Annotated in this window: 1 protein-coding gene; it reads left to right on the top strand. The window is 64.1% G+C overall.

Annotated features, from left to right (window positions below; all coding sequences use genetic code 11):
• A partial coding sequence (locus MFF58_RS32050) for a response regulator transcription factor (RefSeq protein WP_238294385.1) occupies positions 1 to 426 on the top strand: 426 nt, incomplete at both ends.

Genomic DNA, 426 nt, shown 5'->3' with positions numbered 1-426 from the left:
GGCCGGCATCGAGGACAAGGTGAAGGGCCTGGGCTTCGGCGCCGACGACTACCTCACCAAGCCGTTCCACAAGGACGAGCTGGTGGCGCGCATCCACGCCATCGTGCGCCGATCGAAGGGCCATGCCCAGTCGGTGATCACCACCGGCGACCTGATCGTGAACCTCGACCAGAAGACCGTCGAGGTCGGCGGCGCCCGGGTGCACCTCACCGGCAAGGAGTACCAGATGCTGGAACTCCTCTCGCTCCGGAAGGGCACGACGCTGACCAAGGAGATGTTCCTCAACCACCTCTACGGCGGCATGGACGAGCCGGAGCTGAAGATCATCGACGTGTTCATCTGCAAGCTGCGCAAGAAGCTCGCCAACGCCAGCCAGGGCAAAAACTACATCGAGACCGTCTGGGGCCGCGGCTACGTGCTGCGTGA

It is taken from the genome of Methylobacterium longum (assembly GCF_022179385.1).
GTDB classification, from domain to species: Bacteria; Pseudomonadota; Alphaproteobacteria; order Rhizobiales; family Beijerinckiaceae; genus Methylobacterium; species Methylobacterium longum.
Note: the sequence above shows the minus strand (reverse complement) of the source record. Positions and strands in the feature narration are given on the sequence as shown.